Here is a 23,324-nt window from a genome sequence, read left to right as displayed (position 1 = left end):
TTTCCTGTTTTTAAAGGTTTCTTATCTTCACCCGCCCGCCCACGGCCCAGTCGTTGTGGCCGCCGGCAATAATGATCAGCCTTGCTCCCGGAACGGATGCCGCCAGCGCCCGGGCATGTTTCACCGGAATGATCGTGTCCCCTTCAGCCCCGATGATTTCCACCGGTCCCGGGTAATGAGAAAGCGCCTCGGCATTATTCCAGTCGCTCCTCAATATCAGCCGGACGAAAATGGCCGGGAAATGTTCCGCGGCCACCAGGGACAATCGGTCAAAGGGAACGATCAGCACCAGCCGGTCCGGTTTGTCGTCAAGCGTCGCCAGATACGAGGCCGGACCGGACCCGATGGATTCGGCGGCCACGCAGACAGGAATGCCGGGGTAGGTTTGCCGGAGAAAAAGATAGGCTTCCTCGGCGGCGCGGTTGAAAGCGGCTTTCGAGGGCACCCCTTCCCGGCTTCCGTAGCCGGGGTATTCCAGGACAAAGACGGAATCGTCGTCCGAAAAACAGGGCATGGCGTAAATACGGTCCGAGGCCTGACCGCCGTTGCCGTGGAGCATGAGCCACACATTCACGGGTGAGGCGGCCATCCGGGCATACCCGATGGTTTCACCGTTCCGGCTCCATGGGGTCAGGCTGTTGTCGTGCGGCCGGTGGGTGGGATAAAACAGAAAGCGTCTTTCGATGGGGGAGCATCCGGCCACGCCCCAGAGAACGATGGCGGTGACCCAAAACCATATGGCTGCTGCTCGCGGACGCATCTCAATCTCCGGTTGATCCAAAAAACACAACGTTGCCCGCGACGCCTGCCCGCGGGCCTGGCTGCAATCATCCTTGAGTTTACCATAACATTTGCGTTAAACTCCGTACCCTGAATCAAGATAATAGCAGAGCGGCCGGAACATGGAAACAGCCCGACACCATATTTTAGAAAATATTCTGAAGACCATCACCGACTCGGATAGCCCGGATCAATCCATGGGCCGCATCGTCCGGATGATCGCCGAGGGATTTTCGACCGATGTCTGCTCGGTTTATGCCTACAATCCGTACGCCAACGCCCTGAAACTCAAGGCCACGGTCGGATTGAGCCCGGAATCGGTCGACGCCATCGAAATGGACGTTCATGAGGGTCTGACCGGCCTGGTGATAGAGACCATGGCCCCGGTTTTCATCAAAAACCCGGCCGCCCACCCCCGCTACAAATTTTATCAGGGAAGCGGCGAGGAGGAGTACCATACCTATCTCGGGGTACCGCTGATATATCACAAGAAGATACTGGGCGCCCTGGTTGTACAGACGCGGACCGAGGAGGGAATCGCCGAATCCGATATCCCCCTGCTGGGAAACATCGCCCGACAGATCGCCGCCACCGTCGCCTTCATTATTCTCCAGGATGATCGCCGGGTAGTCGATGACGCCAAACCGCCGGCGCCGGCCAGGTCAAAAACGGATGACCACCGCACAGCCCTCGGGGAGAATCATCTGCGGGGGGAGGCGGTGTCCGATCAGGTGACTTTCGGCCATGCCCACCTGATGCTGGATACCATTGAATTCGATCATATCCACCCGGCGACCGCAACGGATACGGCCGCAGAGATGATGCGCCTGGAACAGGCCTTTGACCGCGCCGCCGCGCAGATCGAACAGGTAGCCGCCAGAGCGCAGAGCCTTTCGGAACAGGACAAAGCCATTATCGAGGCCCATCTCATGTTTCTGTCCGATAAATCATTGCGACAGAAAATAGCGGCCGGCATCACCCGGGGGGAAAGCGCCGAATACGCCTTGAAGCTGGCCGTTCTACAGTATGTGGACCTGTTTAAATCCATGGACGATCCCTACCTGCGGGAGCGGTATGCAGACGTGATGGACATCGGGCGCCGGGTGCTGGGCAACCTGGTCGGCATCAACGACCGGTCGGATCAGGCCTTCGCCCGCGACACGATCATCATCGCCGCGGATATTTCCCCGGTCGATCTGATGGCCATCCGCCAGCCGCATTTAAAAGGCGTTGTTCTGGCCCAGGGCGGCCGGACGTCCCACACGGTCATCATGGCCAAATCCCTGGAAATCCCCATCGTCATCGGGGTGGAGAATGTGTTTGCCCATGTCCGCGACAATGATTTTCTGATCGTGGACGGCGTATCGGGCATGGTCTATGTAAACCCTGCCCCTGATATCCGGAAAGAATATGAAAGACGCCAGGCGGAAAACAGGCAGGTTCTGAAAAAACTGGAGGGGCTGCGTGATTTGCCGGCGGAAACCGAAGACGGTTTTACCGTCCGGCTCGGCGCCAATATCGGCCTCCTGTCGGACCTGATGCTGGCCAGAGAATACGGCGCCGACCACATTGGCCTGTACCGAACGGAGTTTCCTTTTCTGCTCCGGAAGGCCTTTCCTTCGGAAGAAGAACAGGTCAATCTTTATGCCCGGGCCCTTCAAAAGGCGGAAGGGCGGACACTAACCATCCGGACCTTTGACGTGGGCGGCGACAAGTTTCTGCCCTACCTGGACTATCCCCGGGAGGACAACCCTTTTCTGGGGTGGAGGGCCATCCGCTTGAGTCTTGATCTGGAAGAGGTTTTCCGGGCCCAGATCCGGGCCATCCTGCGGGCTTCGGCTCTGGGCAAAACCCGGATTCTTTTTCCCATGATCACGGAGGTGGAGGAAGTCCGCCGGGTTGCCGCCCTGGTGGCGGAAGAAAAACAGCGCCTGGATAGCACCGGCATTGGTTTTGACAGCGGCATCGAACTCGGCATCATGGTCGAAGTGCCGGCCGCCGTCCCCATCCTTGATCGGCTGTTGCATTACGCGGACTTTGTCAATATCGGTACCAACGACCTGGTCCAGTATCTGCTGGCCGTGGACCGCAACAACAAAAAGGTGGCCCGCCACTTCAACGCCCTTCATCCGGCCGTCATCGCGACCGTCGACCAGATCCTGTCGGTCTGCCGGCGTTACGGAAAACAGGCCTGCATCTGCGGCGAAGCTGCCTCGATCCGAGAATGCATTTTCCTGTTTGTCGGCATGGGCGCGGATCACCTGAGCATGGTGCCGTCCGCCATCCCCGCGGCCAAGGCATTTATCCGGTCTATCAGACGGGTGGACGCGGAATCCGCTTTACAAGCCTGCCTGAAGATGGAAACCGGTGATGAAATCAAGTCGTTTATCGCGGCCCGACTGGCGTCTTCTGTTTAACCGCCATTGCCGTCTCATCAGCATGCCAGGCGACCGTCCGTCGACATAACCTGCTGAAATATCTGGACAGAAATCCGCCGGGCCACAAAACAATTGACAGGCCGGAAATAATTTACTAAACAATTTCAGATTAAAACACGTCTTTTATATTCCCATCGTTGAACATGCAGCAATAGTTGACGCCATGAATATGGCGTGGGGTTATGGACAATAATTAGGATCCGTTTATGGCCGTTACCGCTTTTTACCAGGAACAACTGGACCGGATTGACAGCATCCTGCAGAAGGACCTGAATAATGTTGACATTCATTTTGTTCTGCTGATCGATATGTCAGGCCATATCATTGCCCGATGGGATAACGGCAGCAAAGGGTTTGATGCCTATGCCCTGGCGGCCCTGGCAGCGGGAAGCTTCGCGGCGGTAAAGGCCATGGCGACCATCGTGGGGGAAACGGATTTTCCCATGCTGTTCCATAAGGGGAAAAAGGAAAATATTCACTTCAGCCTGGTCGGCGACAAATTTCTTCTCATCACGATCTTCGGAAACAACATGACGCTGGGCTTGCTGCGGCTGATTGTGAGCGAGGCGGTGAACAAAATCAAGAAAGCGCTGACAGCCTGACCAACGAACCGGAAAAAAGGCCGTCACAAGGAGGAAAAGGCGTGGCCAAACGGAAGGAAGGACAGCCGGCAGGCGGCGACAGCGCATCCGCGGATGAGCTGTTTGAGTGGCATGAACCCCCCAAAACCAGAAACGGCGCCTCCATCGCCTTTCCGTTGCGCACCCTCAAAACCATTATCTGGTCCATTGACTGGGAAATCACCGATGAAGTCCTGCTGCAATTGAACGAAGAACTCGACCGGCTCAAGCAATTCTATCAGGACGACAAGACCATCATCAAGTTTCTGCAGCTTCTGGAAGCTGTCGGCAAATACATCAAAAAACGCAAAGGCAAATCCCATCCCGAATCCGTCATCCTGCTGCGGGAACTCTTCAATGAACTGGAACGCATCGTCTTTCTGATCGGGATGTCGGAAGTGGAGCGAAAGGCCCGGCTGCGCAAACAGATCCAGGAGTTTATCGCGCTGAAGAAAAAGCTGGCCGCTTTGCGGGAAGCGGGAGGATCTCCCGCCCCCGTAAAACCGGCTCCCCCAAAAGCGGCACCGGTGGCGAAGAAACCTCCCGCAGCGGCAAAGAAGACACCCCCGGAAATAAAGAAGCCCCCCGCGGAGGTGAAAATATCTGCCACGGAAACGAAAAAAAAGACGGCGCCGGAGTTCAACCCCGAAGCCTTCCGGCGGATAATTCTGGATGAGGTGGCTGTCCTGGTCAGGGAAGAAATTAAAAAGCTCAAAGCCGAGCTGAAGGAAATGCTTAAGGGCATCTCTAAAAATTAGAATTTGGGTTCGAGGTCAAGGCGCGCTAAAGTTTTAACCGATAGAAACGCCACCTGCCTCCGTTGTCCGCCCCGCCGTCTTCACCTTCTTTCAGGAACAGGCATTGACACGCAGAATCGGCCCTGTTATAGATAACGGCCACAATAAAGGCTTTTTTATCCAGTTACATCCTTTTGTTACTATTGGTTATATTTGATCCGATGACTGATTCGACACCCGATCCGAAGCCGAACGCCGCCCCGGATGCCGCTTCCGGCATCCGAAAAAATTTTCTGCGCCAGGTACTCCGCCTGGCCGGCCCTTACTGGAACTGTGAACGGCGCCTGAAAGTCCGGGCCATGACACTCCTTCTCCTGCTGCTCACCATGTCCCAGGTCGGCATTACCATATGGGGCAACTACTGGAACCGGGCGCTCTGGGACGCGCTCGAGCAAAAGGACGTCCGTCGCGTGCTGATTCAGGTGGCCATCTTCGCCGTGATTCTACTCGTTTCCATGGGCGTTACCGCGGCCCACCTCATGACCAAGCGCTGGCTGCAGATCGACTGGCGCGCCTGGCTGACCGAACAACTGATGAGCAAATGGCTGGAAAACGGGCGCCACTTCCGGTTGTCCTTAAGCGGAGAAGGCAGCCACGACAACCCCGACCAGCGCATTGCCGAGGACATCCGCATTGCCACGGAAAGCGCCATCGGGCTGGGTCATTCCTTTGTTTTCGCCCTGCTGATCCTGGGGTTGTTTGTCAATATCCTGTGGTCGATATCGGGAGCCATCGCCGTGCCGGGCACCGAAGTGAAGATTCCGGGCTACATGGTGCCCCTGGCTTTTCTCTACGCGGGCCTTGGCACCATATTCGGCTCCCTGGCCGGCCGGCCGCTGGTGCGGGCCACTAATGCCCTGCTGACCGCCGAGGCAACCTTCCGCTTCGGGTTGTCGCGGGTGCGGGAAAACGCGGAATCCATCGCGCTGGTACACGGCGAGACCGTCGAGCGGTCCGGCTCGTCGACCCGATTCAAGCAGATCGTGCAGCAATGGAACCGGCAGTCACTGGCGTACATGGGATTGAGCTCTTTCGGGACGGGATACGGCGGGCTGCTGCCCGTTTTCCCGATCCTGATCGCGGCGCCCCAGTATATCAGCGGCGTGATGACCCTCGGTGCTCTGATGCAGGCGGCGCAGGCGTTCGGACAACTGACCGGATCGCTGTCCTGGCCGGTGGACAACATCGGCGCCATCGCCAACTGCCGGGCTTCGGCCGAACGCGTCCTGTCGCTTTACGAAGGTATCCAGCAGCTGGACGCCGACACCCACGGACCCGGCGTCCAGCTTATTGCCCTGGACCGGAAGGAAAGGCCTCGCCTGGTGGTCGATGACCTGTGCATTGCCGACCGCCGCAGCCGTGTCACGGAAGGCGCGACGGCAACCGCGGGGCGGATGCTGCTTGAGCACTTCAGCCTGTATGTCCCCCGGGGCGAAAAGGTGCTGATCACCGGTGACCCCGACGTGACGGCCTGCCTGTTCAAAGCCATCGGCGGTCTCTGGCCCTGGGGCAGCGGGAAAGTAATGCTGCCCGGAGACGGCGACAACATGATGTTCATCGCCCACCGGCCTTTTCTGCCGGAAGGCACCCTGCGCCAGGCGCTCTGCTACCCGAGCCCGCCTAACACCTTCACTTCCATTTCCATTCGCCATGCCCTCGAATGCGTTGGCCTTATCCGGTTTATGCGGCGCCTGGATGAAAAGGACAACTGGGAAGAGGTGCTGCCGCTGCGCGTCCAGCAGCAGCTGGGTTTCGCCCGCGTTCTGCTCCACCAGCCGACCTGGCTGGTGATGGAAGAGGCCACCAGTTCCTTCGACCCCAAGGGAGAGATGCGGATATTCGAAATGCTCAACCGCGAGCTGCCCAACATGACCATGTTGAGTTTCAGTGTCTATTCAAGACTGCGGCCGCTGCATCACCGCACGCTCATTGTCACCCGGGACGGTGAGACCAAGGTTCTGTACGGCCGGAAACAGAAGCGGAAACCCTCTTCCGCCAAGAGTCCTAAACCTAAATCCGGCGACGTTTCTTCTGATCCGTCAGCGGCCTGACCGATGGAAACTACTTAAATCTCGGCGGCAGCCAGCCTCTCTCGACGCACTCGCGGAAACACCACTCCGGCGTGGTTTCGGTACGGTAACTCCAGAAAAACCAGCCCCGGCACTGCTCAAAGGCAAGAAGCTGCGCGGCACCGTACGCGCGATAGGCCACATCCAGCTCGAACCGGCTCATGTCCCGGAGTGCCCGTCCGTATGGCCCTTCGGCCCAGAGCGAAACGACTTCCAGGTTCAGCCCCAGGCTCCATTCCCCCACGACCGTGGGCAGCTTCAGCTCGCTGTTTATTTCCCCGATCTCCCGGCGCCACAGGTTGCCCGCCTTGTCCAGATGGCCGTGAATGTCCATATCAAGGTCTTCGCGGTTGAAACACTGGTAACGATGAATGTCAAAAATAACGTTCTCGAACTGCGGCGGCTGCATGAAGTCTAAATACTCACGGTGGGTGCGGAATCCGTCGTGAAAGACGATTGCCGCCCGCTCCGGCGGGCAGTGAACGCGAATGGCATCGTAGGCCCGCAGATAATAAGCTTTCAGTATGTCGGTGGGCACGTCCCAGCGGGGTTCGTTGAGCAGCTGGATGCCGTAAAGGGCGGGAGCGGAACCATAATGCTCGGCCAGCCGGCCCAGAACCTCGACCGAGTGGGAGATATATTCCTCTTGCGTGTGCCATTCGCAGACATCCTTGATGCCGCCGTTATCAAAGCCGTTCTGGCAGCCGGCAGCCGCGTGAAGGTCAATGATAATCCGGAGATCCAGCTCCGCGGCCCAGTCAAAAGCGCGATCCAGAACGTCCAGGCCGCCTTCGACAAAGGGGCGGGGATTGGCGCCGTAACTGCGATGATACGGGTACGGCGGGCCGAAAATCCAGTGTCCGACCGGGATGCGCAGGGTGTCGATGCCCACATCGGCCAGCCAGGCAAAATCCTCCCGGGTGATGAACTGGTTCCAGTGGGCGCGCAGCCTGGCCGGCGCGTCCCGGCCCAGTTCCGCGCACCAGGTGGTTTCATCGGTCGCCGCCAGCCCGTCGAACAGGCTCGGTTTCATCCATTTCTCCAGCAGCAGCCAGCCGCCGAGATTGACGCCGTGGATGTGATCAGATGACAGGGGCGCATTGTTTTCCGTCATGGTTCTTTCTCCCGGTCCCATCGGCACGGATTCCGTTCCCCGCGGGTCCCGCCGATGGATATGGGACCGTTGAGGGGAAAAAAGACAGTGAGTTTATCGATCTGACATATAATATCGCACATGCGCTCAGAATCAAATCCATAATATCCGGGTTGCACTCCGCCGGCCCGCCTTGTTACAGCGGATCCGTTTCCCGCCCTTTTACCAGGCGTTGAAACGATTCGGCGTTAAACAGATAATCCGCCAGCAGGGTATTCCCGTTTAAATTAAAATGCGTTCCGTCCTGAAAAAATTCCACTCGGGAAAGCATCGTTGGATATCGGTTCCTGAAATATTCCGTGAAATCCTCACATTCCTGATTTGTTTTTCCCGCGACTTTCGTGATCACCTGCCGGTCCCATTCTTCCATGAACAGCCAGGCTTTGATCATGTTCTCCGGAGTCTTCGCTTCCTCCACCTGGTGTTTTTCCATAACCTGTCTGGCCTCTTTAAAATCAACGTCGGCCGGCCAGATACAGGGAGAAGTGGCCAACATAACGCTTACCCCGCTGTCACGGTATAACTCGATTATTTTCTCCAGACGGATACCGAAAGCGAACCCGGGAATAGTGCGGTTCAAGTCCGAAGCGAAAAAGTTCAGCCAGCGGCCGGCATATTCATCTGAGTTCTCATCAAACTTCTGGTTTTCCGGGAATTCTTCCGTAATATTTGCAAATAAACCTTCAATCAGATGAGCATATATTAACCGGTAAACATAATATCCGAGAGCGGTTTTGCGGACAAACCAGTTTTCGCGAAACCGCTGATTAATTGTATTCATGTTGGTGTGATGCTTCGAAAAATCGTTCAGGAAGTCATTCCAGACCGGCATGATAATGACCATGTCCGGATTCAAGTCCAGAAAACCGTCATGGGTTGAAGGGGATTTTGAAGAAAAGTACAATAGCTGTTCGGTCGAACAGCCGGGTATGCCGAGATTGATGATTTCAAATTGTCCCGGATAATAACTGTTCAACTTTTGTTCAAGTATGTAGGGCCAGGTCCTGTAAAAATCAGCATGGCCGTATGTCGTGGAGCCGCCCAGCGCAAGGATCCTGAATTGTCCCGACTTTTGAGAACTGATCAGTTCCCGGAAGCGGCTTCCATTGCCCTCCGGAAGTGCCGGAAGATTCTGCTTCCGCCCGAGAACCAGCCTGACGTCATCGAACACCGCATTTTCTCTGTCCGCGCCCAATACCACCCTGATGTCTTTCGACGCATCGTTTTTCGGGAAAACGACGCTGATCAACTGCCATCGGCCGTCTCCGGGGTGATAATTAATATTCATCAGGTCATTGGATTCCAGCTGGACATAAGCATTTTGCTCCTGGCTGGTTTTAATCCAGGCCGACAGAATATATGGCCCGCTATTATTTTCTCCGGTTACCGCTTTCTTCTGAAAGACCTGTCCCCGGATCAGAATCCCGACGGCATTTTTATCGTGCCCATCACTATACGCCAGCGTCGTATTGTCGGACATTGTCCAGCCTGGAGGAAATCCTGCCGGGCTTATGTCTTCAAAACCGTTATTTGCCAGGGTAAGGTGATGAATCGGCGGTTGACGCCCGGGAGAGAATTCCCGGGGAGTTAACCGTGACTCCAGTATTTTTTCCTGATTGAGGCGGCTTGATTTGAAATAATATTTTTTGTGTTGCATGAAAAATATGATTTCCGTGGCCGCCAGCAGACCCGCCAGGAAAAAAACAATGACAAGAAACGATCCGCAGATATTTTTAGTTGTGTTATGCAATTCAGGTGCTTCTCTTGATCCCGTCACCCCTCTTGAAAAACCCCTCCAGCGACACCGGCACCCGCCCGGTGATGGGCAGTTGGCCCAGCAGCATCCGGGCCGTTGTTTCCTGGGCGATAGGAGTTTCGCCGTAGGTGACCAGGAACGGATCCATGAAGGCCAGTTCATACAGATGGTAAGGGCTGCACCAGGAGATGAAGGCGTATTTGACGCCCGGCCGGGCCAGGTGAAAGCCGCTCATGAGGGAACGGATCTGCGGGCCGTGCAGGCGCGGGGTAGCCCAGCCCCACTGGATGGGATAATAAAAGCCGGTCAGCACCGCATCAAATTCCCCCGCCTCCACCCGGTCATACATCTCTTCCGGCCATGGATTCCGCAGGCTGGTAACCCGATGCCCGGCTTCAGTCAAGGTCTTTTCAAAAATGTCGATACCGAAATCATCACGGTTGGAGATAAAAATGCTGGCGACGCGCGCGCCCGGCTCCAGTAACAGGGGTATCCAGCCGCGGCTGTCGGTAAGCAGCGTGATGGATTTTTCCGCCAGGCGTCGCGCCGTCGGCCGACAGGGCGAATCAACAAAGATCTTTGGTGCCTCCGGATCAGCAAAAGGTTTCAGGCCGGGCCGGTGCAGGCCCATTTTCGCTTTCATGGTCAGAACCCGCCGCACGGATTGGTCGATTCGTTCGGCGGTCAGCCGTCCGGCCTCCAGGCACTGCTCGAGGCAGTCGACCGTTCCGGGAACGTTCCGGACGAACAGCAGCATGTCGTTGCCCGCATCCAGCGCCAGAACGCAGCGTTCCATCCAGGGGGCGTGCATGGAGACTCCGCCCATATTGATGGCGTCGGTGATAATCACCCCCTCGAACCCGAGTTCCCGGCGCAGGACGTCCTCGATCAGGGGCCGGCTGATTACCGACGGCCGTGGAAACCGGGGATCGCCGTGCCCTGGGTCCAGGGCCGGGCAGGCCAGGCAGGAATTCATGATGGACCACACCCCGGCCTCGATGGCTTTTTTGAACGTATATCCACTCAACTCATGCCACTGCTGCTTTGACAGCGGATTGACGGCCGTGGTCAGGTGCTGATCCCGGTCATCGAACCCGTCCCCCGGGAAATGCTTGGCGCAGGCCGCCATGCCCAGGGACTGGATGCCGCGGATCTGCGCGCAGGCCAGCCGCGCCACCTGTTCGGGGTCTTCGCCGATGGAGGCCACGTGCCGCAGATAATCGCGGGTGCCGCACAGATCGACGATGGGGCTGAAGGTCCAGTTGTATCCCGCCACCAGATTTTCCATGGCAATCGCCCGGCCGAGGTCATAGGCCAGCGCTTCATCATCGGCCGCGCCCAGGGCCATCTGGGACTGGAACAGCGTGCCGCCCTCAATCCGGTCGCCGCCGCCCTTGTCCAGATCACCGGTAATGAAGATCGGCACCTTGACCGCGGCCTGTAGTTCCCGCGCCAGCGCCCGGCTCTCTTCCAGCGATCCGCCGAAGTAGTGCACGCCGCCCAGGCAGTATTGTCCGGCCATCTGCACAATGTCGGCCGGCGAGACAAAACCGTCTTGCAGCAGCGGAACCAGCAACTGGCCGATCCGTTCGCGCGGCGAAAGCGAGGACAGGGTCTTTTCTACCCATTGCCGGTCAGCGGCTTCAAGGTCCATATCATGACATCCCTTGTCAATCGATTGATTTTCCCTGCCGATATCCCTGCGCCGCACCTGGCGTTTATTTACATCGGCATCTTTCTGAATCCGTCAACCTGCGGACGCCAGAAGGGATCAAATTGAGACAGGTTCGTCCCTTTGCTTACCTGGGCATGATAAAAGGATGATTGGTCTTTCACAATGCCGACGTGCTTCATGTTGTTGAAAAACACCAGGAACCCGGCGGCATAATTTCTATCTCCCGATACGGCCGGAAGGCTCATGTACAGTTTGCGGGCGGTTGTCCGTTTGATGAAAATTCCGTTTTCCGTCATGATGCGCCACACAAAACCGGAGCAGTCGAAACTTTTCATGCCGCAAGCGCCCCAGACATAGGGCCGGCCGAGGTAATTCTCGATGGTTTTCTGCATGCCGCCCCACCGGTCGCCTGCCTCGTCTTTATGCGGGAGCGACTGGGCGACGGCCGCGGTAACGGCAGCCGCTCCGATCCATACGGATACCAGAAAAATAAAAAGATGGCGTTTCATTTCACGGCGCTCCCCAGAAGAAGCCCCAGGCCGATAAAAAGGCCGGCCAGAAAAATGGCCACGGATTTATTGTCTGCTTTCAACTGGTCGGCAAAATGTACGCCAGGGGTCAGCCAGTCGAATATTTTATAAGCGACAACAAAACCGGCCAGTCCGATGAACAATGAGATTAAAATGGAAGTCGCGTAATTTAAAAGACCCAAATGGACACCTCCGAATTTAAAAGTTATTCCATCCGCCGGATCCGCCCCTCCTCACCGGCGGCGATCACGCCCTGTTTACGGATCGTATCGACCAGCAGTTCCCGCAGGGGAAGACCCGTATTGATATAACTTTTGCCTTTGAGCATGGCGTAGCCATCTCCGCCGGTCGACAAAAAATCAGGAACGGCCACGGTGTAACGGGCCTCGGCATCCATAGGTTGCCGGTCTCTGCCCACCCGGACATTGCCCACCTGCCGTCCGCGCACATCAAAATAAATCCCGGAAACCTGGAGAAACCCGCCGTCTTCTTCTTCCCTCGCTCCGGAGACGGACCGTTTCAGCATTTCTTCGATCTCCCGTCCGGTCAGTCCGGTGACCAGCAGTTCGTTGGCGTACGGCATGGCCTTGAAGACGTCTTCGACGGTCACCGGGCCTTGTTTAATGCTGGCGCGAAGGGCGCCGGCGTTGATCAGGGCGATGTCGGCGCCGGTGTAAGCTGCCATGACATCCGTCACGAAATTGCCCAGGGCGGTTTCTTCACAGCGGATCCGCTCCCGCTCCCCGTCGAGAAACGTATCGGCCCGGCCGATGACTTCCTTGTACTGGTCTCCCAACCGCCTGTCATAAGCAGCCACGATATCGGCGATCCCGGCGTCTCCTGGCATACCGGCGACGATGGGGATGTAGCTGTTCCGGATCAGCCGCGCCATTTTCGTTACCGGGTCGATTTCCAGATCGATACGTCCCAGGTAGCGCCCCTTTTCAAAGGCCTGCAAAACAGGCACGTTGCCCACGAGGCGATAGGGAGAAAGAAGGATCTGGTCATGGCCGCCGATAATTGCCGCCAGGCCCGGGATGGCCGCGGCGATTTCGCGGTCGGTCTGATGACGGCTGTGAGACAGCAGGATGACCGGGCCCCTGGATTTGACCGCTTCATAGGCTTGACGAACAGCGCCGACGGAATCCAGAACATCCAGGGTCGCCACATTGGTATCCTTGGTCGTGGTCAGCAGCTCCCGGGTGGTGACCCCGATAATGGTGACGGATACGGCTTCATTCAAGTCAATGGCCAGATAGGGATCACACAGCAGCCGCCCCCCGTTCTTTTCCACGATATTGGCGCTCAAGAACGGAAAGCCCGCCTGCTTCTTCAGGCTCAGGAAATTATCCAGGCCGAAATCAAATTCGTGATTTCCCACCGCGGCGGCATCCACGCCCATGGCGTTGAGACATTTGATGTCCGGCTCGCCGCGGAACACAGTCGACATGGGCGTGCCCTGCAGGATATCCCCGGCCACCAGGACGATGGTGCGGACATGGTTCCGGTTGTTCTCCTCGCGGATTCCCCGAACCAGATAAGCCATGCGGGCGATGCCGCCGGTTTCAATGATACCCCCCTGTTCGTCTTTAACCTCAAACGGCTTTAAATGGCCGTGGAGATCGTTAAAAAAAAGAACCGTCAGGGGAATCGGCGCCGCCGGGTCCGGCTTGGCAACATGACCGGCGCACCCGGTCATCCAGCCAATCAAAAACAGCACAAAGAAAATTTTAAGCGTTCTGAAGACAGATCGGAATTTCATCAAGGGTTCCTCATCTTGGGGCTTTACGGAATCGTCTCCACGGCGGCGAACTTCGGCTCATGTAAAGGAATCAGGATGTCCGCCCTGGATTTGACGTCCAGCATGATATCATAGGCTTCGCAGGGATTCACCGGGGTACCCGGCGGTATGACCTCCATTTCCATGCCGGTGATTTCCGGCGGCGGAAAAAAGTTTTCCTCTATCACGCAGAACCCGGTAATGGCCGCCCTCCCCTTGGCGGTTTCAATCCAGACCGTCAGCCCGCCCGGCGTGTGGGCCGGGGTATGGGTGACGGAAATGCCCGGCAGGATTTCACCGTCCCCGGTCACGGTCCGGATCTGGCCGTTTTCCGCCACCTCATCAATAAAGTCCTCCATATAGCGAAAATCCAGGGGATGAGGGTGGCGGATCTGTTCCAGTTCCTTTTCGTGGCAATATATCGTCGCATTCACGCATTTGTAATCGTTCTCGCAGTGGTCATTGTGCAGATGGGTGTGAATGATAACGTCGATGCTTTCCGGCGTCAGATTATATCGGGCCAGCCCCTCCTCAAAGGTATAAATTCTGCCGCCGATGGCCTGTTCCCGGGCCGGCGACTGGATCGGCTTCATCTCTCCGGTATCCACCAGGACCTTCCTGTCCCCGCCCTCGATGTACCAGCAGTAAATAGGAATGGTATACGGTTTGCCGTACCCGTGCTGATACGTCATCATGCCCTTGTCGAACACCTTGGTCCCCATGACGATCGGATGAATTCTGTATTGCATCATGCGCCTCCAGGGGAATGGCGGTTTCCGGGTATCATCTATCTTCCCATAACATCCGGACGGTTGTGCGTTTTACCGCCGGACGAATCCGTAATGGGTACCCGCAGAATGATTATATCTCATTCCGGCAGCCGGATTTCAAGTTTTTCCTAGGGGGAGCCGCTGTGTGTACTCAAGAATAACTGTTCTCTGGGCAGGAGTTCATGGTAAAATACAGGGTCATTATGACCAGGAGGATAAAAGCACCACGGGAAAAGTTCATTCTTCATTCCTCAATGCTCCGGGTTAGAATACGAACAGATCCGCGCCACCGGTGACCGGTATGGTGGCGCCGGTGATGAAGCCGGCGTCTTCACCCGCCAGAAAAACAGCCAGGGAAGAAACCTCTCCTGGTCTGCCCAGTCGCTTCATGGGCGTCCGCGCCCTGATCCGGTCAAGCATTTTGGGATCATGCAGTTGGACCGCTTCTGTTTCGATAAAACCGGGGAGAACCGCGTTAACGGTGATTCCATGCCCGGCCCCTTCCAGTGCCAGGGATCGGGTCAGACCGATCAGGCCGGCCTTTGAAGCGCCATAACCCGGCTGGGCAAAGGCGCCGCTCAAGGCGACAAAAGATGACATATTGATGATCCGGCCCCACCCGTTTTTTTTCATATATGGCCAGACTGCCTGAATACAGTTAAACGCGCCGGTCAGATTGACCTTCAGGTCCCGTTCAAACATCTGCAAGTTCTGGTGTTCCAAGGTGGCCATATTGTCCATGACACCGGCGTTATTCACCAGGATATCCACCTCACCCAGTTGTTCGGAAACTTGCGCGACGGCTTTTTGAATCTGATCCGGATGGGTCACATCCATTTTCAGGGCCAGGCTTTTTTGACCCATTGCCGCTATTTCTTCGGCTGTTGAAACCGTCCGGACATTTTCACTGCCGGCAAAATGGGCGGCCAGAATACTGTATTGGCCCAGTTGCTCTTTGTCGGGGCGCTCTGATTCCATCAGCAAATCCGTGACCGCGACATTGGCCCCGGCCGCGCCTAAAGCCAGAGCAACGGCCCTGCCCAGACCTCTTGAGGCGCCGGTCACCAGTGCTGTTTTACCGGATAAAGTCATTATGTTTTCCTTCTAAACCCGCCGCCTGGTGTCGATACCAAGAAGCCCGGCCAGGTTGCCGCCGAATATCTTCCGGCGGTCGTCATCGGTGATCGCCGGGTATCCATACCCCTTCTGCATGTCTTCTGGTATCTGAAAGGTTCTCATGCCCCGTACGGCCTGGGCCATCTGAAAGGCGAATCCGGCGTAATCGGTTCCCCAGATGATTTTATCGGGTCCCACCCAGCGAAGGGCTTCACCGATGATGGTCGCAAACTTCCGGGGGGCGCAAATAGCCCAGGGGACCAGCAGCGACAGGCAGACATAAACGTTGGGGTGTCCCATGGCCACCATGTTCAAATCATCGCAGTAAGGATAGCCCATGTGAAAGGCCACGATTTTAAGGCCGGGGAAATCCCGGGCCACATCGTCCAGTTGAATGGGCAGGGAGTGTTTGGACTTTCCCGGCGGCACCCAGCAGAATCCGGTGTGGATATCCAGTACGATACCCAGTTCTTCGGCTTTCTTGTAGAACGGCCACAAATCCGGATCATTGATATAGGTGTCTTCCGGCGGATAGAACTTGAAGATGCGGGCGCCTTTTTCCTTGACCCAGTATTCCAGCTCCCAGATGGTGTTATTGACGCCCTTGTGTTTGATGGGGCTGATATTGGGTTGATACATGAAACGGTTCGGGTTGGATTCCACTACTTTGGCCATTTCACCGTTGGACACCCAGCGGCTGGTATAGCCGGTGGTGTCCATCATGGATTCCGGCAGAAGACAGGCGATATCCACGCCGTATTTGTCCATGGCGGCCAGGAGCTTCTGCGGGTCGGCCGTTTTCATCATCTCCCATTCTTCCAGACCGGCAAAGGCTTCCGGCGGCATGCCCGTGACCATTGGCCGGGCAATATTGTCAATGGCCCGCCACCACATCCGGACCCCGGGGAAATGGTTGATGTGCTCCATGTCGCCGATCAAATGAGGCTCGGGGTCGATCTTGAAATAATCATCCCTGGGTTCGGTCATATCGGTTCTCCTTTTCATTTCTTATTTATGCGGCCGTTATATCTGGGGAAGGTCTTTTATTTTTGATTTGAACAGGTTCATCTTCTTTAAAAGCTTCGGGGTATCAAGAAACAACTCGGGGTAATATTTCTCCATGCCGACAGCCGGATTCACCGAGCATCGGGCCCAGTTGGCAGTCATTAAATCCATGTAACACCGCTGACACCTTATGCATTTTACGATATCACCGGTGCGGCCCTCTTTTACTTTTACCGGCCAGAACGGATCCGCGATGGCCTGGCGGCCAAGGGAAATCATATCGGTTTTTCCTGATGAAATCGCCTTTTCAGCGGTTTCAGGATTGATAAAGTTTGGGGTGATAACCGGAAGTCCGCCGGACGCCTCCTTAAAGCCGGGCGCCCATTTCGTGAATTCATCCTCGCCGTCAGGAGCGAAGGCGGCCGCGGGATTTTCATATGATCCCTGGGAAACGTTCAGAAAATTGACGCCCGCGTCCTTGCACAGGGCGATCACTTTCTTCACCTCTTCATGGGTGATGCCGCCCGGCATCAGCTCATCCCCTGAAAGCCTTACGCCCAACGCCTTTTCCGGACCGATTTTCTCGCGCGTTTTTACAATGATGTTTGTGAGAAACCGGCTTCTGTTTTCGAGGCTTCCGCCATATTCATCATGACGGTGATTGGAACGGGGAGACAGAAACTGATGCAGCAGATATCCGTGCGGGGCATGAATTTCAAGCGCATCGTAGCCCAGTTTGTAGGCAGCGCTTGCCTGCACGGCAAACCGGTCTTCCAGATCAATGATTTCCTCGCGTGTAAGTTCGCGTGGCGTGTCGCCATCGACCACGTGTAACAGTTCAGGAGACACAGTGCCGATCGTTTCCAACGCCCAGGTCCTGAAGCCTTCGTATTCTTCGTCATTCATTTTACTTACCTGGCTAAAGTCGGGAACGATCTTTTCGATCTCTTCGCCACCGAACTCCCGCGCGAGTCTTTTGACCTGTTTTTCCCATCCTTTGTTTATATTTCTTAAATCGGTTCTCATGGGGATGGCTGAAGGCGCGCCTGCCGGGCAATCTCTCGATTCCACATGGGGATGCCCTTGTCTTCCCCATCCCGGGCTGAGCTGGATGCATATTTTACAGCCTGAAAAATGATGGATCATCTCCGTCAGTTCGCTGTGAAAACGGTAGTACCGTTCATCGGTCATAAGGCTTGGGTTCAGGCACTCCTGCCCCCCCCAGCGATGGGGATTCATCACCACGCATTCGGTGATGATCAGTCCGAAGCCTCCTCTGGCCCGCATCGCATACCAGGCTGTTCCCTGATCGCTGTGGTAACCGTTCGGTCCCGTATAGCCCATATTCATCGGGGACATGGCGATTCTGTTTTTTACTTCTACGTTGCCGATCTGGATGGGTTCAAATAATGATTTGTAACTCATAATAATTCTCCTTTTTTAAGAAACGGTCGCTTTAACTTTACGCTGGTTGCATCAATTTCTATCCGATACTTCTGTCATGGCCCTGCCAGAACGTCGCCTTGATTTCCTTTTTTAAAACCTTTCCGATGATGGATGTGGGCAACCTGTCCCAGAACACAACCGCCTTGGGGCATTTATACCCGGCCAGTCGTTTTTTACAGAAAGCGATCAACTCTTCTTCGGTAGCTGTCCGGCCGGGTTGCAGAACCACCACCGCTTTTACGATTTCACCCCACCGGGGATCCGGCGCCGAGACCACGGCACATTCCGCCACGGCTTCATGCTGATAGAGAACATCCTCAGTCTCCTTGGGATAGACGTTTTCTCCGCCGGAAATAATCATGTCCGCCTTGCGGTCTGTCAAAAACACATAGCCGTCTTCATCCATAAAGCCCATGTCGCCGGTATGGTACCATCCGTCCCGCAAGACCTCGGCGGTTTTCAACGGGTCTTTCCAGTAGCCGGCCATGATGTGTTTGCCGGTGACGCATATTTCGCCGCTTTGCCCGCGCGGTAACTCCCGGCCCTGGTCATCGGCGATCTTTATCCGGGAGCAGGGGGCGGCTTTACCGGCACTGGCCAGCAGGCGTGAACGCGGTCCTTCAATGTCGTGGTCCCGGAAACTTAACACCGTGGCCGCGCCGCCGGCGGTTTCGGTGGCCCCATACCCTTGAGAGAAAATATTGCCGAACCGCCGGATGCATTTTTTTAGGACTTCCGTGGGGAAGGGACTGCCGGCATAGGTCATGTAAATGAGGCTGGAAATATCGTATTTGCCGGCGTCCGGATAATCGACCAGCCAGCCGTAAATGGTCGGCACCATGTTGATATGGGCGCACTGTTCATCCTGGATCAGCCGCAGAATTTCGCCCAGGTCCATCTTGCGGTTGATGACGGCCTTGCCGCCAATGGACAGGGTCAGCAGCACCGGCCACAGGGAAACATGAAACATGGGCAGGACCATACAGGTGGAAAAGCGCCGGCCCGGCCCCAGGTTGGCCAGTTCCGTGGCCGCCGTGAGCACGGCATTGCCGACCGTGGTCATGAGGTTCCGGTGGGTCAGCATGACCCCCTTTGGAAGACCGGTGGTGCCGCCGGTGTACATGAGAATGGCCAGATCCTGTTCGTCTACTGGCGCATCAGGTACCGGCTCTCTGTCCGGATTCGTCTTGATCAGCTCTTCGTAGGACAGATACCCGTCGATAAAATTCTCAATGGAGATCCAATGCCTGATATTTTTCAGTGAGCCCTGGATAGAACGAGCCCGGTCTTCAAATCCCTGCCCCACCAGAAACAGGGTCGATTCGCCGTGATTGATGACGTAGGTCAGCTCTTCATCAGCCAGGCGGTGGTTCTGCGGGCAGACGCAGACCCCGATCTTGGCGGCGGCAAAATAGATTTCCACGTACTGGCTGCAATTTTCCGCCAGGACCGCCAGGTGATGGCCTTTTTTACACCCCAGCCCGATCAGGGCATTGGCCAGGCGGTTGACCCGGGCGTTGAGTTGCCGAAAGGTCATGCGGGTCTCTTCAAAGACAATCGCCTCCCAGTCCGGGAAATGGTTGGCGCCGTTAATTGGGATGTCGCCTAAAGTGTACATCATTCCTCCTTTTCTTATGGCCACGACTTCGGGAACCCCTGAAACTGCATGATCATGTTGCGGCTCATTTCATTGGAAATGGGCGAGAACTGGATCTGGAAGGCGTCCCGGAGATAGCGCTGCATGGGATACTCGTTGCAGATGCCGTAACCGCCCAGGATTTCCGCGCCCTTGATGGTGGCGTGCAGAGCGCCGTCCGCGGCGATGACCTTGGCCATGGTGGCTTCCATATGATAAGGAAGTCCTTTATCGCACAGCCAGGCCGCCTTGTAGGTGATGTTCCGGGAGTTTTCCAGGTTCATGTACATGTCGGCCAGATAGTGTTGCAGGCTCTGGAACCGGCTGATGGGGCCGCCGAAGGCCTGCCGCTTCTGGGCATAGGCAAAGGCGTATTCATAGGCGGCGGCGATCAGGCCCACCCCCATCATGGCCACGCCGATGCGTTCCGGGTTGAGCACGGTCAGCATTTCAAACCAGCCGTTGCCGCGGGTGCCCAGGATGTTCTCTTTGGGGATTTCCACGTTGTTAAATGAAATGCCCACCGAATCGCAATGGTGACAGCTGATCTTGGGGATGCGGGTGATGGAAATCCCCTTGGTCCCGGACGGCACCAGGAAGATGCTTAATGATTTGCTGGGCTTTTTGTCCGGGTCCGTGCGGCAGATGGTGATGAAGTAATCGGCCACGTGGGCGCCGGTGATAAAGACCTTTTCGCCGTTGATCACCCAGCGGCCGTCCTTTTCCTCGGCCTGGGTCTGAATGGCGCCGAGGATGTCCGTGCCGCCGCCAGGCTCGGTCAGGGCCATACAGAATTTTAGTTTTCCTTCGCATGTCTTCGGCAGCAACTCTTCTTTCTGTGCCTTGGAACCGAGTTCGGCGATAAACCGGGTACCGAAACCAATGGTAGTGCCGATGGCCAGGGCCACCGAAGCGGAGGCCTTGCATATTTCCTCGTAAAGCAGCATGCCGTCCACCATGCCGACGCTGTCACCGCCGTATTCCTGCGGAACGTTCATCCGGAACGCCCCGATATCGATAAACTTTTGCCACAACTCATCCGGAGGAAAATCGACGTTTTCATCCATCCATTGCACGTACTCCAGGGACAGCTCTTTTTTGCAGAAGCGCTGCGCCTCCTTCTTGAGCATTTCCTGCTCCTTTGACAATCCGAAATCCATATATGTCTCCTTTATGATTTAGGCGGATTTAACAGAGCCTGAATATCCGGGGCGTAAACCAGCCAGGTGATGCCGTTTCTTTCCACGGCCAGGGCGGCCTCCAGGCTGGTGCCGTCCGTTGCCTTGTCCATAATTTCCTTGGCCATTCTCAGGGCAATGGGTTTTTTCCGGCTCAAGTTGTCGATGATCTTGCCGAATTCAGCCTCAAAGGCATCGTCGGAAAAAACCCGGGTCAGCAGTCCCATGTCGTACATGTCCCGGGCGGTGTAATCCTTGCGGCCGCTGTAGATGATTTCCCGGGCGCGAAACACGGGCATGCTGCGGGGCAGCCGCACGGTGCCGCCCCACCCCGGCAGGATGCCCAGGTCGATTTCGGTGGTCCCGAATTTGGTGGATTCACAGGCATAGAGCAGGTCGCAGCACAGGGCCAGTTCCAAGCCGCCGGCCAGGCAATGGCCGTGCAGCTTGCCCACGATGACCTTGTTGCAGTTGGCCATGGCCCGCTGCAGGTCCATACCCTCGTGGGCCAGCCAGTTGAGGCAGTTGTCATGGGTGCCCAGAGAAGGAAATATTTCCAGATCCCCGCCGGTACAGAAGGATTTGCCCTCCCCGGCCAGGACCACCACCCCGACGCCGGCTTCCTGGCGGACTTCGGTAAAAGCCCGGGTCAGTTCCGCGGCCATCTCCCGGTTGATGGCGTTGCGCTTGTCCGGCCGGTTCATGGTGATGCGGCAGACGGAGCCGTCCACGCGATATAAAATGGTTTTATAATCAGCCATGCGTCCTCCCTATTTTTTCAACGGCTTGAAATACGGCAGATAAAAATCGTCGCTCAATTTGTGAAAGACCACTTCCACTTCCATATCGATATGAATGGCCGCGGGTTCGCATTCCACGATCCGGGTCATCATGCGGATGCCTTCTTCCAGGTTCACATAGGCCACCGTATAAGGCAGGTCGGCCATGAACTTCGGTTCCACCATGTCGTAGGCCGTGGAAAACATATAGACTTTGGCTTTGCCGCTGGCCGTAATCCAATCCATGTTTTTCGACCAGCACTCCGGGCAGACCTTGCGCGGGTAAAAGATATTGGCGTTGCAGTCCTTACAATGTTGAATCAGGAGCTTGCCCTGTTTGGTTCCTTCCCAGAACGGTTTTGACCAGGGTTGCGTTTCCGGCAGCGGCCGGTTCATGTCAAACTGAATATCCATGGCTATATTTCCTTTCCCCAAACGGTTGCGATGTTGTTGAATCCGGAACCGCCGGCCGTGTTCTGAAACACGTAGCGGCAATCCTTCACCTGTCTTTCGCCGGCCTTGCCCATGATCTGGCGGGCGGTTTCCACGTACATGGCCGTGCTGACGCCGGAACCGGTATGCCCCCGCCCCGGCGCGTCGCCGATGGTGGACCAGGGGATATCCCCGCCGAAGGACATCCGCCCTTGAGCGAAATACCGGGCGCCTTCTCCGATGGGAGCCACGCCCAGGGCTTCGGCCATGATGGGATGGTTCATGGGATAGGCCATGTAGATGTTCCAGAGGCTGATATCGTCCTTGGTGACCCCGGCTTCCTTCATGGCTTCCCGGGCGGTCACGGCCAGGCCTTCGGCCACCTTGTAGAAATCCCGCAGAACCGGGGTGCCGCTGAAATAGCGGACCGATTCCCCCAGCTTGTAAGCCGCGGGTCTGTTCATTTTGCCGGCGTCATCCGCGGAAACAATCACCATGGCGCTGCCGCCGTCGCAGAGGATGTTGCTCTCCCTTTTATGGAGCGGCGTGTTCAGCAGGGAGGATTCCATCACCATTTGCGGGGTGGGGACCTTCTTCTGGTAAAAGAATGAATTGGGGTCTCTGGTGGCCCAGCTTCTCAGCGCGGTGACTACCGAGGCCATGTCCTCTGCCCTGGCGCCGGTTTCATGCATGTACCGGTTGGCCATCATGCCCATGAGAATGTTGTAGGTGGTGCCGAAAGGGTATTCCCATTGCATGTCGACTCCGGCCTTGGCAAAAAAATTGATCTGCTCTTCCAGGGGGATGGTGGAGTGGACGGTCACGTGCGGGATCAGCACCGCTCTGGCGATCCCGGAAGCGATATAATGCTCCGCCAGTCGGATGCAGTTGCTGGTGCTGGCGCCGCCGGCATTGCAAACACACGTGTCCTTGCAGCCTTTCAACCCCAGTTCCTCCGGCAGTTTGCCGAAGGAAAGCTCGGCGGCCAGTTTGGGCTGGGCCTGGGGAGCGACATTGATGACCGCTTCAATGTCATTCTTGTCCAGCCCGGAGTCTTTGATCGCCTCCATGCAGATGTCGTAGATAATGTCCCAGCGGGTCCGCTCCGGCATGATCCGGGTGGGGACTTCACCGATGCCGATGATTGCGATGTTTGAATTGCTCATTTACACCTCCTGTTCATAAAGTGATCATTTGAAACTTGACAGGTCATTTTCAGCCTGCTAAATCTACAGAAAACGAACGTTACGTTTTTATTTAGTCTATAGAAAATCGGCCGTCAACACTAAATAGTTTGTTGAGGCAAAACAGGATGAATTGACATAATATATTGAATTTATATATTATAAATTATAGTAGAAATC

The 23,324-nt window shown here is 56.2% G+C and carries 20 protein-coding genes; 4 read left to right on the top strand and 16 right to left on the bottom strand.

What is annotated here, in order from left to right:
- Positions 1–10: 10 nt before the first annotated feature.
- Entirely contained in the window at positions 11–760 is a 750-nt protein-coding gene (locus tag AB1724_16925; protein ID MEW6079493.1) for an alpha/beta hydrolase, read from the bottom strand.
- A 142-nt stretch (positions 761–902) separates the two neighbouring features.
- Here AB1724_16925 and ptsP point away from each other — a divergent pair, with 142 nt between their 5' ends.
- The 4 genes from ptsP (at position 903) to AB1724_16905 (ending at position 6,686) form a co-directional block, all read left to right on the top strand.
- Positions 903–3,197 carry a phosphoenolpyruvate--protein phosphotransferase gene (gene ptsP / locus AB1724_16920; GenBank protein MEW6079492.1) on the top strand — a complete coding sequence of 765 codons (2,295 nt, stop codon included), beginning with the start codon at positions 903–905 and terminating at the stop codon, positions 3,195–3,197.
- 227 nt (positions 3,198–3,424) lie between these two features.
- The gene (locus AB1724_16915; protein ID MEW6079491.1) at positions 3,425–3,820 is read left to right on the top strand and encodes a roadblock/LC7 domain-containing protein; all 396 of its coding nucleotides are present in this window, start codon (positions 3,425–3,427) and stop codon (positions 3,818–3,820) included.
- Positions 3,821–3,861: 41 nt separating this feature from the next.
- A complete protein-coding gene (locus tag AB1724_16910; GenBank protein ID MEW6079490.1) occupies positions 3,862–4,596 on the top strand; it encodes a hypothetical protein in 735 nt (244 codons plus the stop codon).
- A 200-nt stretch (positions 4,597–4,796) separates the two neighbouring features.
- Positions 4,797–6,686 (top strand): ABC transporter ATP-binding protein/permease, encoded by a 1,890-nt coding sequence (locus tag AB1724_16905; protein MEW6079489.1) that lies wholly within the window; start codon positions 4,797–4,799, stop codon positions 6,684–6,686.
- Between the two features lie 10 nt (positions 6,687–6,696).
- Here the strand turns inward: AB1724_16905 and AB1724_16900 are convergent, their stop codons facing one another.
- The 15 genes from AB1724_16900 to AB1724_16830 form a co-directional block, all read right to left on the bottom strand.
- On the bottom strand, positions 6,697–7,818 hold the full coding sequence (locus AB1724_16900) for a glycoside hydrolase family 5 protein (GenBank protein MEW6079488.1): 1,122 nt from the start codon (positions 7,816–7,818) through the stop codon (positions 6,697–6,699).
- A 175-nt stretch (positions 7,819–7,993) separates the two neighbouring features.
- Complete coding sequence (locus AB1724_16895; protein MEW6079487.1) at positions 7,994–9,337, bottom strand: SGNH/GDSL hydrolase family protein; 1,344 nt, start codon at positions 9,335–9,337, stop codon at positions 7,994–7,996.
- 271 nt (positions 9,338–9,608) lie between these two features.
- Positions 9,609–11,267, bottom strand: a complete 1,659-nt coding sequence (locus AB1724_16890) for a glycoside hydrolase family 3 N-terminal domain-containing protein (protein ID MEW6079486.1) — start codon at positions 11,265–11,267, stop codon at positions 9,609–9,611.
- 68 nt (positions 11,268–11,335) lie between these two features.
- A complete protein-coding gene (locus AB1724_16885) occupies positions 11,336–11,797 on the bottom strand; it encodes an NlpC/P60 family protein (GenBank protein MEW6079485.1) in 462 nt (153 codons plus the stop codon).
- Positions 11,794–12,000 carry a DUF350 domain-containing protein gene (locus AB1724_16880; GenBank protein ID MEW6079484.1) on the bottom strand — a complete coding sequence of 69 codons (207 nt, stop codon included), beginning with the start codon at positions 11,998–12,000 and terminating at the stop codon, positions 11,794–11,796. Before AB1724_16880 ends, AB1724_16885 begins: the two co-directional genes overlap by 4 nt.
- 23 nt (positions 12,001–12,023) lie before the next feature.
- Positions 12,024–13,580, bottom strand: a complete 1,557-nt coding sequence (locus AB1724_16875) for a 5'-nucleotidase C-terminal domain-containing protein (GenBank protein MEW6079483.1) — start codon at positions 13,578–13,580, stop codon at positions 12,024–12,026.
- Between the two features lie 23 nt (positions 13,581–13,603).
- On the bottom strand, positions 13,604–14,347 hold the full coding sequence (locus AB1724_16870; protein MEW6079482.1) for an N-acyl homoserine lactonase family protein: 744 nt from the start codon (positions 14,345–14,347) through the stop codon (positions 13,604–13,606).
- Between the two features lie 285 nt (positions 14,348–14,632).
- Positions 14,633–15,460, bottom strand: coding sequence for a 3-oxoacyl-ACP reductase family protein (locus tag AB1724_16865; GenBank protein ID MEW6079481.1), 828 nt, complete (start codon positions 15,458–15,460; stop codon positions 14,633–14,635).
- Between the two features lie 12 nt (positions 15,461–15,472).
- The gene (locus AB1724_16860) at positions 15,473–16,471 is read right to left on the bottom strand and encodes an amidohydrolase family protein (GenBank protein MEW6079480.1); all 999 of its coding nucleotides are present in this window, start codon (positions 16,469–16,471) and stop codon (positions 15,473–15,475) included.
- Positions 16,472–16,507: 36 nt separating this feature from the next.
- Positions 16,508–17,914 carry an NADH:flavin oxidoreductase gene (locus AB1724_16855; protein ID MEW6079479.1) on the bottom strand — a complete coding sequence of 469 codons (1,407 nt, stop codon included), beginning with the start codon at positions 17,912–17,914 and terminating at the stop codon, positions 16,508–16,510.
- Positions 17,915–17,972: 58 nt separating this feature from the next.
- Complete coding sequence (locus AB1724_16850; GenBank protein ID MEW6079478.1) at positions 17,973–19,556, bottom strand: long-chain-fatty-acid--CoA ligase; 1,584 nt, start codon at positions 19,554–19,556, stop codon at positions 17,973–17,975.
- Between the two features lie 11 nt (positions 19,557–19,567).
- On the bottom strand, positions 19,568–20,731 hold the full coding sequence (locus AB1724_16845) for an acyl-CoA dehydrogenase family protein (protein MEW6079477.1): 1,164 nt from the start codon (positions 20,729–20,731) through the stop codon (positions 19,568–19,570).
- Positions 20,732–20,742: 11 nt separating this feature from the next.
- Positions 20,743–21,510 (bottom strand): enoyl-CoA hydratase/isomerase family protein, encoded by a 768-nt coding sequence (locus tag AB1724_16840; protein MEW6079476.1) that lies wholly within the window; start codon positions 21,508–21,510, stop codon positions 20,743–20,745.
- Positions 21,511–21,519: 9 nt separating this feature from the next.
- Complete coding sequence (locus AB1724_16835; protein ID MEW6079475.1) at positions 21,520–21,942, bottom strand: OB-fold domain-containing protein; 423 nt, start codon at positions 21,940–21,942, stop codon at positions 21,520–21,522.
- A 2-nt stretch (positions 21,943–21,944) separates the two neighbouring features.
- The gene (locus AB1724_16830; protein MEW6079474.1) at positions 21,945–23,126 is read right to left on the bottom strand and encodes a thiolase family protein; all 1,182 of its coding nucleotides are present in this window, start codon (positions 23,124–23,126) and stop codon (positions 21,945–21,947) included.
- Positions 23,127–23,324 lie beyond the last annotated feature (198 nt).

This window comes from Thermodesulfobacteriota bacterium, from assembly GCA_040753795.1.
Taxonomy (GTDB): domain Bacteria; phylum Desulfobacterota; class Desulfobacteria; order Desulfobacterales; family Desulfosudaceae; genus JBFMDX01.
The sequence above is the reverse complement of the archived record's forward strand: the minus strand, read 5'-3'. Positions and strand labels throughout refer to the sequence as shown.

Coding starts and splice junctions, on each gene's coding strand:
- AB1724_16890 (MEW6079486.1), bottom strand. CDS start 11,267: ATGGACCTTGAAGCCGCTGACCGGCAATGGGTAGAAAAGACCCTGTCC.
- AB1724_16835 (MEW6079475.1), bottom strand. CDS start 21,942: ATGGATATTCAGTTTGACATGAACCGGCCGCTGCCGGAAACGCAACCC.
- AB1724_16855 (MEW6079479.1), bottom strand. CDS start 17,914: ATGAGTTACAAATCATTATTTGAACCCATCCAGATCGGCAACGTAGAA.
- AB1724_16850 (MEW6079478.1), bottom strand. CDS start 19,556: ATGATGTACACTTTAGGCGACATCCCAATTAACGGCGCCAACCATTTC.
- AB1724_16840 (MEW6079476.1), bottom strand. CDS start 21,510: ATGGCTGATTATAAAACCATTTTATATCGCGTGGACGGCTCCGTCTGC.
- AB1724_16860 (MEW6079480.1), bottom strand. CDS start 16,471: ATGACCGAACCCAGGGATGATTATTTCAAGATCGACCCCGAGCCTCAT.
- ptsP (MEW6079492.1), top strand. CDS start 903: ATGGAAACAGCCCGACACCATATTTTAGAAAATATTCTGAAGACCATC.
- AB1724_16845 (MEW6079477.1), bottom strand. CDS start 20,731: ATGGATTTCGGATTGTCAAAGGAGCAGGAAATGCTCAAGAAGGAGGCG.
- AB1724_16830 (MEW6079474.1), bottom strand. CDS start 23,126: ATGAGCAATTCAAACATCGCAATCATCGGCATCGGTGAAGTCCCCACC.
- AB1724_16885 (MEW6079485.1), bottom strand. CDS start 11,797: ATGAAACGCCATCTTTTTATTTTTCTGGTATCCGTATGGATCGGAGCG.
- AB1724_16870 (MEW6079482.1), bottom strand. CDS start 14,347: ATGCAATACAGAATTCATCCGATCGTCATGGGGACCAAGGTGTTCGAC.
- AB1724_16915 (MEW6079491.1), top strand. CDS start 3,425: ATGGCCGTTACCGCTTTTTACCAGGAACAACTGGACCGGATTGACAGC.
- AB1724_16925 (MEW6079493.1), bottom strand. CDS start 760: ATGCGTCCGCGAGCAGCAGCCATATGGTTTTGGGTCACCGCCATCGTT.
- AB1724_16905 (MEW6079489.1), top strand. CDS start 4,797: ATGACTGATTCGACACCCGATCCGAAGCCGAACGCCGCCCCGGATGCC.
- AB1724_16895 (MEW6079487.1), bottom strand. CDS start 9,337: ATGTCCGACAATACGACGCTGGCGTATAGTGATGGGCACGATAAAAAT.
- AB1724_16875 (MEW6079483.1), bottom strand. CDS start 13,580: ATGAAATTCCGATCTGTCTTCAGAACGCTTAAAATTTTCTTTGTGCTG.
- AB1724_16900 (MEW6079488.1), bottom strand. CDS start 7,818: ATGACGGAAAACAATGCGCCCCTGTCATCTGATCACATCCACGGCGTC.
- AB1724_16865 (MEW6079481.1), bottom strand. CDS start 15,460: ATGACTTTATCCGGTAAAACAGCACTGGTGACCGGCGCCTCAAGAGGT.